Here is a 12,195-nt window from a genome sequence, read left to right on the forward strand (position 1 = left end):
TCATGTATTATTTTATTCCAGCTTGGTATGGTTCAGAACGTCAGTGGCATGCGGATATAATTCCTTGGTACTATTCACAATTTCGCTTCGAATTTGATGATACCTTTAATCAAATCCGTCTCTTTCAAAGGCAAGGTATATCATCTCGCTTATTAGTGTTATCTTATCAACCGCATTTGCGTTATTTTTTACATAGGCATGGTGTTTTAGAGACAGATGTCTACTCTGTTTTTGATGATATGCAAGATTTCTATGGACTGCATACTCAGGTTCTTCACATTAGAGATATAGAGTGGGATAGTGATTGCCAATTTCTTTATAGTCCCTTTGCTATTATCGTGCAAAAAAAAGGTAAGAAATATGCTCAGATAGAGCATGGTGTAGAGGGGTTTATTAGTGACATTCGGTATTTTGATCCAAATGGTCAGATGAGCAAGCGCTATATCATGGACGACAGAGGATTTGTATCTAGTGTAATCTATTTTGAAGATGGACAAGCTACTTATCAAGACTATCTGGATCCTAAAGGAATTTGGAGATTTAGAGAACATATAAACGAGGGAGGACGAGTAGAGGTAAATCCAATATTTGGTTACCGTTTTAAACAGCTTCACTACACTGATATGAGTCAACTAATCGCAGAATATTTTGATAAGTCTTTGAAAAAAAATCAGAAAAAGCAGGATATTTTTATCATTCCGTCACATTCTTATCATGATCAGTTTATCTTTGATCATATTCCAAGTGCTAATCCTAAAATTTTGAGTCTTTTTATCAATCGTAATTCACAGAACACCTTTAGAGAGTTATCAGTATCGATTGATCGAGCTAGTTTAGTCTTAGTGGATAGAGAGGATAGTTTACAACTTTTGCAGGAACTATATCCTGAACTTTCTAATAAATTTTATCATCTTTCTCCTTTTGATACACGTTTACGTCTGGGGCGAAGTCAAACAAGAAAAGAGTCTATTATTTACTATCAACTTGATTTCAACGAAGAAATTGATAGGGAATCATTGATTCAAGTTTTGTTATTTATTGCTGAAACAAAAAATACAGAAGTCATTTTTGGAGCATTCTCTGCTAGTCAGGAACAAATGGAAGAGGTAGAATCACTTGTCAATGAAATCATTCAGGAACAAATCCATACTGATAGTTTAGAAAAAGGAATAGACTATGGTGGTGCAGAAAACCCTTTAGAAGAGAATCAAGAGCAAGAACTACGTTTTCAATTTGTCAATATGAATGATGAATTGGATCTGATTAAGACATTAGAGTTTGTTCGCTTGATTGTGGATTTGAATCAACAACCCCACCTCTATACACAGATAGCTGGTATTAGTGCAGGGATTCCTCAGATTAATCGGGTTGAAACCGTCTATGTGGAACATTTGAAAAATGGTTATTTGATTTCAGATGTGATAGAATTTTCCAAGGCAGCGCATTACTATACAGATAGGCTAAAAGAATGGAACCAGGCCTTGGTTTATTCTATTGATAAAATCAAGGAACATACTGGTCAACGTTTCTTAGATAAACTGCATCATTGGATTGAGGAGGTTACAGATGTCAAAGGACTATAAAATCCTACAGATAGGGATTGATAATTGGGCTCATCATTACGATATTCCGGAAAATATGGATTGGTACTATCTCTGCCCCAACTCACCGCTAGCCCTCCGTAAAATGATGAAGATGGATAGCATCACAAATTTTCATGCAATCTTGATAGAAGATGGTCAATATATAAGAGATTTATTGCCTTTTGTGCACCATATCGAACCCTATACTCTACTTTATAGTCAAGATTTTCAAACGTCAGATTTGGGCATTCTTGATTGCTTAACAAAGCGGTGTGCTCAGGCTGTAGACTTCTCAGATCCTCAGCAATTAGTCAATGATTTGTCCACTTCTCTCTTTGGTGGAGGTTACGGTGATAAACTATTTCCATCTGGTATCCAAATTCATCCCTCCTTTGAAGGAGCTATTTCTTATCAAGGATTTGAACACGTGACTTTGGAAGGGCATTTTGGAGAGGATTTCCAACAACTAGCTTACTGGCCTTATAATTTTATGGTCTATAAAAACTTACCCATAGAACTATGGTTAGAGTACGAAAAACAAGGAAATTGTGAATTTCGGATAGTGGTTCGCAAGATATGGGATGGTTCAGTAGATGAATTTTTTGAAGAGAAAATATATCTAGAAGCTGATTTAGAAAAAGCTATTATTATGGATAGTAAAGAGGCTAATTATTTGATATATATATCGATTGAAGGGAGTGGCGAAGGCAAACTTCAATTGGGAAATCTTCATCAGCGCTGGAGTCGAAAACAGTTTGGGAAGTTTGTTTTAGGGGGAAATATCATACATGATGGTAAACGTGATGAGATTAATTATTTCTTCCATCCAGGAGATTTTAAACCTCCCTTGGCTGTTTATTTTTCGGGTTTTCGTCCTGCCGAGGGATTTGAGGGGTATTGGATGATGAAAAATTTAGGATGTCCTTTTCTTCTATTCTCAGATCCTCGTCTCGAGGGAGGAGCCTTTTACCTTGGTAGCCAAGAATTAGAGAATAAGATTAAGGAAACCATTCAATATTATTTGGATTATCTTGGTTTGACATCTAAAGATTTGATTTTATCTGGCCTTTCCATGGGAACTTTTCCGTCACTTTATTATGGAGCCGCTTTTGAACCGCGTGCAGTTATTGTCGGGAAGCCACTAGCTAATATTGGAACTATTGCAAGACGAGGGCGTTTAGAGGCTCCAGGGGTATTTAATACCAGTTTTGATGTTTTGAAGCATCAGACTGGTGGAGTTAGTTATCAGCATATGGATGATTTGGATCAGCGTTTTTGGAATACATTTAAAAAGGCTGATTTCACCCGGACAATTTTTGGCTTGTCCTATATGAAGGATGAAGATATGGACAGCAAAGCCTACGATCAGTTAGTAGAACATCTTTGCCATACAGGGGCTAAGATTTTGTCTAAAGGTACGGATGGGCGACATAATGATGATACAAATACCAATGTGGTTTGGTTTCTACATTTTTATCGTATGATTTTGGAATCAGATTTTGGAAGAGGTAGTCAATGATTATTAAACAAAGACAAGGTATTCAGTGGGGAACAGTAGGAGCGACATTCATGTATGGAACTAGTCTTACCTATCATTCAGATTACCATATAAGTATTTATAATCCTTTAGTAAAATCAGGAGAAATCTTAAAAACATGGTTTTCCAGTGTGAACTACCAAGCGTCTAGAACTCAACCCAGTCTTCCCTTACTTAAAAGAAAACAGGATTATCAATTATGTATGGATTTTGAATGTCATCCTACAAATGGAGTCTATATAAAGATTGTCTTTTTTGATAGATATGGGGATGTGATCGAAGAGAAAATTGAAAAAATGAAAGTCTTTGATTTTACCTATCCTGATGATACCTATACTTATCAAGTTTCCCTTCTAAGTGCTGGCTTTGAGTCCTTAGATTTCTATTCTTTTTCTATTAAGGAGATGAATCGTGTTTAAAGGTTTTTATCAAGATTTTCAACTTAGAAAAGTTAAAAAGATTTTAAAAAAGATTAATTCTCTTAAAGGAAAGATGGAGTCTCTATCAGACCAAGAACTAGCGGCAAAAACGGTGGAGTTTCGCCAACGTCTTGCTAAAGGAGAGACGGTAGATGATCTTCTAGTGGAAGCTTTTGCTGTTGTTCGTGAAGCGGATAAGCGCGTACTGGGAATGTTCCCTTATGATGTTCAAGTCATGGGAGGAATTGTTATCCATCAGGGAAATGTTGCTGAGATGAATACTGGTGAGGGAAAAACCTTGACAGCCACTATGCCTGTCTATCTCAATGCCCTTACAGGAAAAGGCACTATGCTGATCACTACCAATGACTATCTAGCTAAACGTGATGCTGAAGAAATGGGGCAAGTGTATCGTTTCTTAGGATTGACAATTGGTGTGCCTTTTACAGATGACCCTCAAAAAGAATTTACCCCAAAAGAGAAAAAAATCATTTATGCATCAGATATTATTTATACAACTAATAGTAACTTAGGTTTTGATTATTTAAATGATAATCTTGCCTCAAATGATGAAGGGAAATTTTTACGACCTTTTAATTACGTTATTATTGATGAGGTTGATGATATCTTATTAGATAGTGCCCAGACCCCACTTATTATTGCTGGGGCACCTCGTGTTCAGTCCAATCACTATGGTATTGTTGATACGCTTGTAACGACCTTGGTTGAAGGTGAGGATTACATTTTTAAAGAGGAGAAAGATGAAGTTTGGTTGACCACTAAAGGTGCTAAAGCAGCTGAAAGTTTTTTAGGGATTGACCATTTTTATAATGAGGAGAATGCAACCTTTGCTCGTCATTTAGTTTATGCGATCCGAGCCCACAAGCTCTATACAAAAGACAAGGACTATGTTATTCGTGGGAATGAGATGGTACTAGTAGATAAGGGGACGGGGCGTCTAATGGAAATGACCAAACTACAGGGAGGTCTCCATCAGGCTATTGAGGCAAAGGAACATGTCAAATTATCTCCAGAAACACGGGCCATGGCTTCTATCACCTATCAGAGCCTTTTTAAGATGTTTAATAAGATATCTGGTATGACAGGAACAGGTAAGGTTGCAGAAAAAGAGCTTCTGGAAACTTATAATATGTCGGTAGTGCGGATTCCAACCAACCGTCCTAGACAACGGATTGACTATCCAGATAATCTATATGTTACTTTACCTGAAAAAGTGTATGCTTCTTTGGAGTACATCAAGGAATACCATGCTAAGGGAAATCCCCTACTTGTTTTTGTAGGCTCAGTTGAAATGTCTCAGCTTTATTCGTCACTCTTGCTTCGAGAAGGCATAGCTCACAATGTCTTAAATGCTAATAATGCGGCGCGTGAGGCTCAGATTATCTCCGAGTCAGGTCAGATGGGGGCTGTGACAGTGGCCACCTCTATGGCAGGACGTGGTACGGATATCAAGCTTGGTAAAGGAGTCGCAGAGCTCGGGGGTTTGATTGTTATTGGAACGGAGCGGATGGAAAGCCAACGGATTGACCTGCAAATTCGTGGACGTTCTGGTCGTCAGGGAGATCCTGGGATGAGTAAGTTTTTTGTATCCTTGGAGGACGATGTTATCAAGAAATTTGGTCCATCTTGGGTTCATAAAAAGTACAAAGACTATCAGGTTCAAGATATGACTCAACCAGAAGTATTGAAAGGTCGTAAATACAGAAAACTAGTCGAAAAGGCTCAGCATGCTAGTGATAGTGCTGGACGTTCGGCACGTCGTCAGACTCTAGAATATGCTGAAAGTATGAATATTCAACGGGATATGATTTACAAGGAGCGTAATCGTCTAATAGATGGTTCTCGTGACTTAGAGGATGTTGTAGAGGAAATCATTGCTAGTTACATAGATCAAGTGACTTCTTCAGAATATGAAAGCCGAGAGTTACTCTTCCATTTTCTTGTGACCAATATTAGTTTTCATATTAAAGAAGTTCCAGAATATGTAAATGTGACTGACAAAACTGCAGTTCGTAGCTTTATAAAGCAGGTGATTGATAAAGAACTTTCTGAAAAGAAAGAATTGCTTGACCAACATGGCTTATATGAACAGTTTTTACGACTTTCTATGCTCAAGGCTATTGATGACAACTGGGTAGAGCAGGTAGACTATCTACAACAGTTATCTATGGCTATCGGTGGTCAGTCTGCTAGTCAGAAAAATCCAATCGTAGAGTACTATCAAGAAGCCTATGCAGGCTTTGAAACCATGAAAGAACAAATTCGTGCGGATATGGTGCGTAATCTCCTGATGGGCTTGGTTGAAGTCACTCCTAAGGGTGAGATTATGACCCATTTCCCATAAAAAAGAGGAAAATATGACAATTTACAATATAAATTTAGGACTTGGCTGGGCTAGTAGCGGTGTTGAATACGCCCAAGCTTATCGTGCTGGTGTTTTTCGGAAATTAAATCTGTCCTCTAAGTTTATCTTTACAGATATGATTTTAGCCGATAATATTCAGCACTTAACAGCCAATATTGGTTTTGATGATGATCAAGTTATCTGGCTTTATAACCATTTTACAGATATTAAGATTGCACCTACTAGCGTGACAGTGGATGATGTCCTGGCTATTTTCGGCGGTGTGGAAAGTCGTAGAGAAAAGAATGGTAAGGTCTTGCGTGTCTTCTTTTCTGACCAAGATAAGTTTGTAACCTGTTATTTGGTTGATGAGGACAAGGACTTGGTTCAACATGCCGAGTATGTCTTTAAAGGAAAATTGATTCGAAAGGATTATTTTTCTTACACTCGTTATTGTAGCGAATACTTTGCTCCCAAGGACAATGTTGCAGTCCTATATCAACGAACTTTTTATAATGAGGACGGAACTCCAGCCTATGATATCTTGATGAATCAAGGGAAGGAAGAAGTTTATCGTTTCAAGGATAAGATTTTCTATGGGAAGCAAGCCTTTATGCGTGCCTTTATGAAATCCTTGAATTTGAACAAGTCTGATTTGGTCATTCTCGATAGGGAGACAGGCATTGGACAGGTTGTTTTTGAGGAAGCACAAGCAGCGCATTTAGCGGTAGTTGTTCATGCGGAGCATTATAGTGAAAATGCTACAAACGAGGACTATATCCTTTGGAACAACTACTATGACTATCAGTTTACCAATGCGGATAAGGTCGATTTCTTTATCGTATCAACTGACAGACAGAGAGAAGTTCTGCAAGAGCAATTTGCCAAATACACCCAGCATCGTCCAAAGATTGTTACTATTCCTGTAGGAAGTATTGATGCATTAACTGAGTCAAGTCAGGGACGTAAGCCATTTTCATTGATTACGGCTTCGCGTCTTGCCAAAGAAAAACACATTGACTGGTTGGTCAAGGCGGTCATTGAGGCTCGTAAGGAAATACCTGAATTGACCTTTGATATTTATGGTAGCGGTGGAGAAGATTCTCTGCTTAGAGACATTATTACAACTCATCAGGCGGAGGACTATATCCAACTCAAGGGGCATGCGGAACTTTCGCAGATTTATAGCCAGTATGAGGTCTATTTGACGGCTTCTACCAGTGAAGGATTTGGTTTGACCTTGATGGAAGCTATTGGTTCAGGTCTACCTCTAATTGGTTTTGATGTGCCTTATGGTAATCAGACCTTTATAGAAGATGGGAAAAATGGTTATTTAATTCCAAGTTCATCTGACCATGTAGAAGATCAAATCAAGCAAGCTTTTTCAACTAAGATTTGTCAATTGTATCAAGAAAATCGTTTGGAAGCTATGCGTGCCCATTCTTACCAAATTGCAGAAGGCTTCTTAACCGAAGAAATTTTAGAAAAGTGGAAGAAAACAGTAGAGGAGGTGCTCCATGATTGAACTTTATGATCGTTATAGTCAGGAAAGTCGAGATTTACATGAAAGTCTCGTGGCTACTGGTCTTTCTCATCTTGGAGTAGTCATCGATTCAGATGGTTTTCTGCCTGATGGTCTGGTCTCTCCTTTTACTTATTATCTAGGATATGAAAAGGGAAAACCTCTTTATTTTAACCAAGTTCCTGTTCCAGCTTTTTGGGAAATCTCAGGAGATAATCAGTCTGCTCGTATTGAAGATATGACACAGGAGAGAGCCGTCATTCATTATGCTGATGGTTTGCAGGCCCGCTTGGTTAAACAGGTAGATTGGAAAGACTTGGAAGGTCGAGTACGTCAGATTGACCACTACAATCGCTTCGGAGCTTGTTTTGCTACAACGACCTATAGCGTAGATAGCGAGCCGATTATGACGGTTTACAAAGATGTCAATGATCAACAAGTTTTACTTGAAAATCAAGTGACGGGTGATATCTTATTGACTTTGCCTGGTCAATCCATGCGTTACTTTGCAAATAAGGTTGAATTTATCACCTTCTTTTTGCAAGATTTGGAAATAGATACAAGTCAGCTTATCTTTAATACTCTAGCGACTCCTTTCTTGGTTTCTTTCCATCATCCAGATAAATCTGGCTCAGATATCCTGGTTTGGCAGGAACCTCTCTATGATGCTATTCCAGGCAATATGCAGTTGATTTTGGAAAGAGCTGATGTGCGTACTAAGAAAATCATCATTCCCAATAAGGCGACTTATGAACGTGCTTTAGAGTTGACTGACGAGAAATACCATGATCAGTTTGTGCACTTGGGTTACCATTACCAGTTTAAACGCGATAATTTCCTAAGACGAGATGCCTTAATCTTGACTAATTCAGATCAGATTGAGCAGGTAGAAGCAATCGTAGAAGCCTTGCCTGACGTCACTTTCCGTATCGCAGCGGTGACAGAGATGTCTTCTAAGCTCTTAGACATGCTTCGTTATCCTAATGTGGTCCTTTACCAGAATGCTAGTCCGCAGAAGATTCAGGAGCTGTATCAACTGTCGGATATTTACTTGGATATAAACCACAGCAATGAGTTGTTGCAGGCGGTGCGTCAGGCCTTTGAGCATAATGTGTTGATTCTTGGATTTCATCAGACGGTGCACAATAGACTTTATATCGCTCCAGAACATCTATTTGAAAGTAGTGAAGTTTCTGCTTTGGTTGAGACCATTAAATTGGCTCTTTCAGATGTTGAACAAATGAATCAGGCACTCGGCAAACAAGGCCAACATGCAAATTATGTTGACTTGGTGCGATATCAGGAAACCATGCAAACTGTTTTAGGAGGCTAACATGTCAGAGGAAGATTTATTTTATAAAGACGTTGAAGGTCGCATGGAAGAGTTGAAACAAAAACCTATCAAGAAAGAAAAAGAAACCCGAGGGGAAAAGATTAGTAAGACTTTTTCACTTTTACTGGGTTTGATGATTCTGATTGGTTTGCTCTTTACTTTGCTGGGAATTTTGAGGTAAGTCTATGATTGAAATACTAATTGTTTTAGCTATTATCCTATCTCTTGCTTTGATTGTATTGGTGACCATACAACCCCGTCAAAATCAACTATTTTCCATGGATGCCACTAGTAATATTGGTAAACCAAGTTACTGGCAGAGCAACACCTTGGTAAAGGTGCTCACTTTATTGGTGAGTTTGGCCTTATTCGTTTTACTATTAACCTTTATGGTGATAACTTACAAATAAAAGAAAACTTCAGATATTCACCTTTTGTGATTGGTCTGAAGTTTTCTTTTTTACTGTCCATATTTTTGGTAAAAGTCAACTTTTACTTGGATGAAGGTTTTGGCTTCACGTAGGAGTTGAAGAAGTGTGGCACGGGTTTCAAATTCTTCTCTTGTCTTGGGCAGACTGCGATTACGGAAGACTTCCAGATAGCGTTCAATTTCATCTAGTAAATCAGAAGCAGGATTGGTCTGGCTCAGTTGACCAGCGATTTTTGAAAAGAGCTGCGCTAAGATCAGGCTTTCACTGGCAGCTAGGTGACAGGTATTGATTTGCTGGGCCATGTTTCGCAGGATGCGACTTTGTCGCTGTCTCATCTCAAAGTAGTGAATATGGTAATCAGTCTGGTGAAAGAGGTGGTCTGAGTGATCCAAATAGACCAGTCTGAGGGCTTCTTCCAAAAGGGTGTCTAATTCTTCAACCAGTTGTGCTCGGTTGCGTCCATCCCCTCTGGATAAATAATATTTGAAGCGTTGGAGGATATCTTTTAACTTTTCTTCTACCAATGTGTGGTAGTGATGAATTTCCTCTTCTCGTGAAGGCATGTAGAGATTGACCAGTAAAGCAAATCCTGTACCGATTGTAAAGAGAAGAAGTTCATTGACTAGAAGATCTGGAGAGGTTGACTCTTGAATCAAGAGATGGCTAACCAAAACCGTGCTTGGTGTGATGCCAATTTCCCAGCCCATCTTGTAGGCCAGAGGAACGTATAGGGCAAGATAGAGGCCAAGGCTCCAGATATGAAATCCGCTCAAGTGAAAAGCCAAAACCCCGATAACCAGAGCCAGAAGCATGGAAAAGAGCCGATTGCGGGCCAGTTTTAAAGTACTTCTACGTGTATCAGATAGGCTTAAGAGGGCGATGATTCCAGCCGAGACAGCTGAGGAGAGATTGAGAAAATAAGCAAGAAGGCAGGCAAGACAGGTAGCTAAGATGAGCTTGGCCGTACGTTGGCTAATAGACATAAGAATTTCCTAATAAGTTAGAATAAAAGCGTAAAAGACAAGACCCGAGAGGCTTGCCTTTATGAGTTATTTTTTACGGGCTGCTGCGTATTCGGCAACGGCGGTAAAGAGGACATCTGTAGAAGAGTTGAGGGCTGTTTCACATGAATCTTGGATGACACCAATCACAAAACCAACTCCGACAACTTGCATGGCAATATCGTTAGAAATACCGAAAAGACTACAAGCAACTGGGATAAGAAGGAGGGAACCACCAGCGATACCAGAAGCACCACAGGCTGAAATAGCTGCTACTACACTGAGGACAAAGGCTGTCGCAAAGTCAACAGGGATTCCAAGAGTGTTAACTGCAGCAAGGGTCAAAATATTAATGGTAATCGCTGCTCCGGCCATGTTGATAGTAGAACCAAGGGGGATAGAGACAGAATAGGTATCTGGATCCAGTCCAAGGTCATGGCAAAGTTTCATGTTGACAGGGATGTTGGCCGCAGAACTACGAGTGAAGAAGGCTGTCACACCGCTGACACGCAAACATTTCCAAACGAGGGGATAAGGGTTTCTCTTCATAAAGAGGAAGGCAATCAATGGATTGACTACCAGAGCCACAAAGAACATAGTTGTCACCAAAAGGGCAAGCAAGATTCCATAGTTAGCTAGGCTTCCGATTCCCTTATCAGAAATAGTTTTGAAGACAAGTCCAAGGATACCAAATGGAGCTAGGTTGATGATCCATTCAACAATCTTAGAAGTCACATCAGCCATAGTTTTCAGCAATTCTTTACTGTTTTTGCTGGCTTCTCTCATGGCAATCCCGAAAATAACTGCCCAAGATAGGATACCGATGTAGTTGGCAGTAATGAGGGCATTGACTGGATTGTCAACTAGTTTGAGCAAGAGGTTGCTGAGGACCTGTCCAATCCCATCTGGTGGAGCAATATCGGTATTGGCACTATTTAAGGTAATTTCAACAGGTACGATGAAACTTGCTAGTACAGCGATAAGGGCAGCCGCAAAGGTTCCCACCAAGTAAAGGAAGATAACGGTTTTCATATTGCTATCTTGCCCCTTTTGATGTTGGGAAAGGGCATTGGCAACGAGGGCAAAGACCAGAATCGGTGCGATGGCTTTGAGGCCACCAACAAAGAGATCTCCTAGCAGGCCAATTCCTGAAACGTTAGGAAGTGTCAGTCCTAGGGTTCCTCCAATAAGCATGCCAATCAAAATCCGTTTGATTAGGCTTGCCTTATTCCAAGCATGAATAAATTTTTTCATAACAATCTCCTTTGTTGTGTAATGTTTATGATTATAGTATAAATATGAACTAAAATCAAGAATTTTCTGTCTATTTTTGAAATTATTTTTGAATATTTATGGAGAATGACACTTTATGAAAGTATGGTATAATAAATGAAAGGAGTTTTCTATGCAAGAATTTATTCAAACCTATCTCAATAAGCTTGATGTTACAGCGATTATCGAGAATATCTTAACCAAGTTACTTTCTCTTTTATTCTTATTTTTACTCTTTTATATAGCTAAGAAATTGCTCCATACCATGGTGCAGAGAATTGTTAAACCATCTCTAAAAATGTCTCGTCATGATGTCGGGCGTCAGAAAACCATCTCACGTCTGTTAGAAAATGTGTTTAATTATACCCTTTATTTCTTTTTACTCTACTGCATTTTGTCGATTTTAGGTTTGCCAGTTTCTAGTTTGCTGGCAGGTGCTGGAATCGCTGGGGTGGCTATTGGGATGGGAGCCCAAGGTTTTCTGTCTGATGTTATCAATGGCTTTTTCATCCTCTTCGAACGTCAACTGGATGTGGGGGATGAGGTTGTTCTGACAAATGGGCCTATTACTGTCTCGGGAAAGGTCGTCAGCGTTGGTATTCGAACAACACAACTCAGAGGAGAAGATCAGGTTCTGCACTTCGTTCCCAATCGGAATATCACCGTTGTCAGCAATTTCTCTCGTACAGACCAGGCCTGAAATTTTAGCAGATTTATGGTACAATAGAAAGA

At 39.4% G+C, this 12,195-nt stretch carries 11 protein-coding genes; 9 read left to right on the forward strand and 2 right to left on the reverse strand.

Annotated elements, in window-relative coordinates; all coding sequences use genetic code 11:
• Nucleotides 1–2 precede the first annotated feature (2 nt).
• Genes asp1 through asp5 form a run of 8 tightly spaced genes read left to right on the forward strand, consistent with a single transcriptional unit; the run spans nucleotide 3 to nucleotide 9,169 of the window.
• Nucleotides 3–1,583: an accessory Sec system protein Asp1 gene (asp1, locus tag HMPREF1048_RS03080; RefSeq protein WP_000291146.1), complete on the forward strand. Its 1,581-nt coding sequence runs from the start codon at nucleotides 3–5 to the stop codon at nucleotides 1,581–1,583.
• Nucleotides 1,567–3,102, forward strand: coding sequence for an accessory Sec system protein Asp2 (gene asp2, locus HMPREF1048_RS03085; protein WP_000031244.1), 1,536 nt, complete (start codon nucleotides 1,567–1,569; stop codon nucleotides 3,100–3,102). The genes asp1 and asp2 overlap by 17 nt, the downstream gene beginning before the upstream one ends.
• Complete coding sequence (gene asp3, locus HMPREF1048_RS03090) at nucleotides 3,099–3,539, forward strand: accessory Sec system protein Asp3 (RefSeq protein WP_000584518.1); 441 nt, start codon at nucleotides 3,099–3,101, stop codon at nucleotides 3,537–3,539. Before asp2 ends, asp3 begins: the two co-directional genes overlap by 4 nt.
• Nucleotides 3,532–5,904 carry an accessory Sec system translocase SecA2 gene (gene secA2, locus HMPREF1048_RS03095; protein ID WP_000472361.1) on the forward strand — a complete coding sequence of 791 codons (2,373 nt, stop codon included), beginning with the start codon at nucleotides 3,532–3,534 and terminating at the stop codon, nucleotides 5,902–5,904. The genes asp3 and secA2 overlap by 8 nt, the downstream gene beginning before the upstream one ends.
• A gap of 13 nt (nucleotides 5,905–5,917) precedes the next feature.
• Entirely contained in the window at nucleotides 5,918–7,429 is a 1,512-nt protein-coding gene (gene gtfA / locus HMPREF1048_RS03100) for an accessory Sec system glycosyltransferase GtfA (RefSeq protein ID WP_000158475.1), read from the forward strand.
• Nucleotides 7,422–8,759: an accessory Sec system glycosylation chaperone GtfB gene (gene gtfB / locus HMPREF1048_RS03105; RefSeq protein ID WP_000571757.1), complete on the forward strand. Its 1,338-nt coding sequence runs from the start codon at nucleotides 7,422–7,424 to the stop codon at nucleotides 8,757–8,759. The genes gtfA and gtfB overlap by 8 nt, the downstream gene beginning before the upstream one ends.
• Before the next feature lies 1 nt (nucleotide 8,760).
• Nucleotides 8,761–8,940 carry an accessory Sec system protein Asp4 gene (gene asp4 / locus HMPREF1048_RS03110; protein ID WP_001287962.1) on the forward strand — a complete coding sequence of 60 codons (180 nt, stop codon included), beginning with the start codon at nucleotides 8,761–8,763 and terminating at the stop codon, nucleotides 8,938–8,940.
• A gap of 4 nt (nucleotides 8,941–8,944) precedes the next feature.
• Complete coding sequence (asp5, locus tag HMPREF1048_RS03115; protein ID WP_000569970.1) at nucleotides 8,945–9,169, forward strand: accessory Sec system protein Asp5; 225 nt, start codon at nucleotides 8,945–8,947, stop codon at nucleotides 9,167–9,169.
• Between the two features lie 50 nt (nucleotides 9,170–9,219).
• On the opposite strand, the gene HMPREF1048_RS03120 is transcribed toward asp5, so the two are convergent.
• Nucleotides 9,220–10,173 carry an aromatic acid exporter family protein gene (locus tag HMPREF1048_RS03120; RefSeq protein ID WP_000028158.1) on the reverse strand — a complete coding sequence of 318 codons (954 nt, stop codon included), beginning with the start codon at nucleotides 10,171–10,173 and terminating at the stop codon, nucleotides 9,220–9,222.
• A 66-nt stretch (nucleotides 10,174–10,239) separates the two neighbouring features.
• Nucleotides 10,240–11,445: a serine/threonine transporter SstT gene (gene sstT / locus HMPREF1048_RS03125; protein ID WP_000713441.1), complete on the reverse strand. Its 1,206-nt coding sequence runs from the start codon at nucleotides 11,443–11,445 to the stop codon at nucleotides 10,240–10,242.
• A gap of 151 nt (nucleotides 11,446–11,596) precedes the next feature.
• Here sstT and HMPREF1048_RS03130 point away from each other — a divergent pair, with 151 nt between their 5' ends.
• Nucleotides 11,597–12,163 (forward strand): mechanosensitive ion channel family protein, encoded by a 567-nt coding sequence (locus HMPREF1048_RS03130; protein WP_001154854.1) that lies wholly within the window; start codon nucleotides 11,597–11,599, stop codon nucleotides 12,161–12,163.
• Nucleotides 12,164–12,195 lie beyond the last annotated feature (32 nt).

Source organism: Streptococcus mitis SK575, assembly GCF_000257865.1.
In the GTDB taxonomy this organism is placed as follows: Bacteria; Bacillota; Bacilli; order Lactobacillales; family Streptococcaceae; genus Streptococcus; species Streptococcus mitis_CQ.

What these genes read in the sequence shown, in the direction of transcription:
- asp4 (WP_001287962.1), top strand. Translation starts at nt 8,761, where the DNA reads ATGTCAGAGGAAGATTTATTTTATAAAGACGTTGAAGGTCGCATGGAA.
- sstT (WP_000713441.1), bottom strand. Translation starts at nt 11,445, where the DNA reads ATGAAAAAATTTATTCATGCTTGGAATAAGGCAAGCCTAATCAAACGG.
- HMPREF1048_RS03130 (WP_001154854.1), top strand. Translation starts at nt 11,597, where the DNA reads ATGCAAGAATTTATTCAAACCTATCTCAATAAGCTTGATGTTACAGCG.
- gtfA (WP_000158475.1), top strand. Translation starts at nt 5,918, where the DNA reads ATGACAATTTACAATATAAATTTAGGACTTGGCTGGGCTAGTAGCGGT.
- asp3 (WP_000584518.1), top strand. Translation starts at nt 3,099, where the DNA reads ATGATTATTAAACAAAGACAAGGTATTCAGTGGGGAACAGTAGGAGCG.
- gtfB (WP_000571757.1), top strand. Translation starts at nt 7,422, where the DNA reads ATGATTGAACTTTATGATCGTTATAGTCAGGAAAGTCGAGATTTACAT.
- asp5 (WP_000569970.1), top strand. Translation starts at nt 8,945, where the DNA reads ATGATTGAAATACTAATTGTTTTAGCTATTATCCTATCTCTTGCTTTG.
- HMPREF1048_RS03120 (WP_000028158.1), bottom strand. Translation starts at nt 10,173, where the DNA reads ATGTCTATTAGCCAACGTACGGCCAAGCTCATCTTAGCTACCTGTCTT.
- asp2 (WP_000031244.1), top strand. Translation starts at nt 1,567, where the DNA reads ATGTCAAAGGACTATAAAATCCTACAGATAGGGATTGATAATTGGGCT.
- asp1 (WP_000291146.1), top strand. Translation starts at nt 3, where the DNA reads ATGTATTATTTTATTCCAGCTTGGTATGGTTCAGAACGTCAGTGGCAT.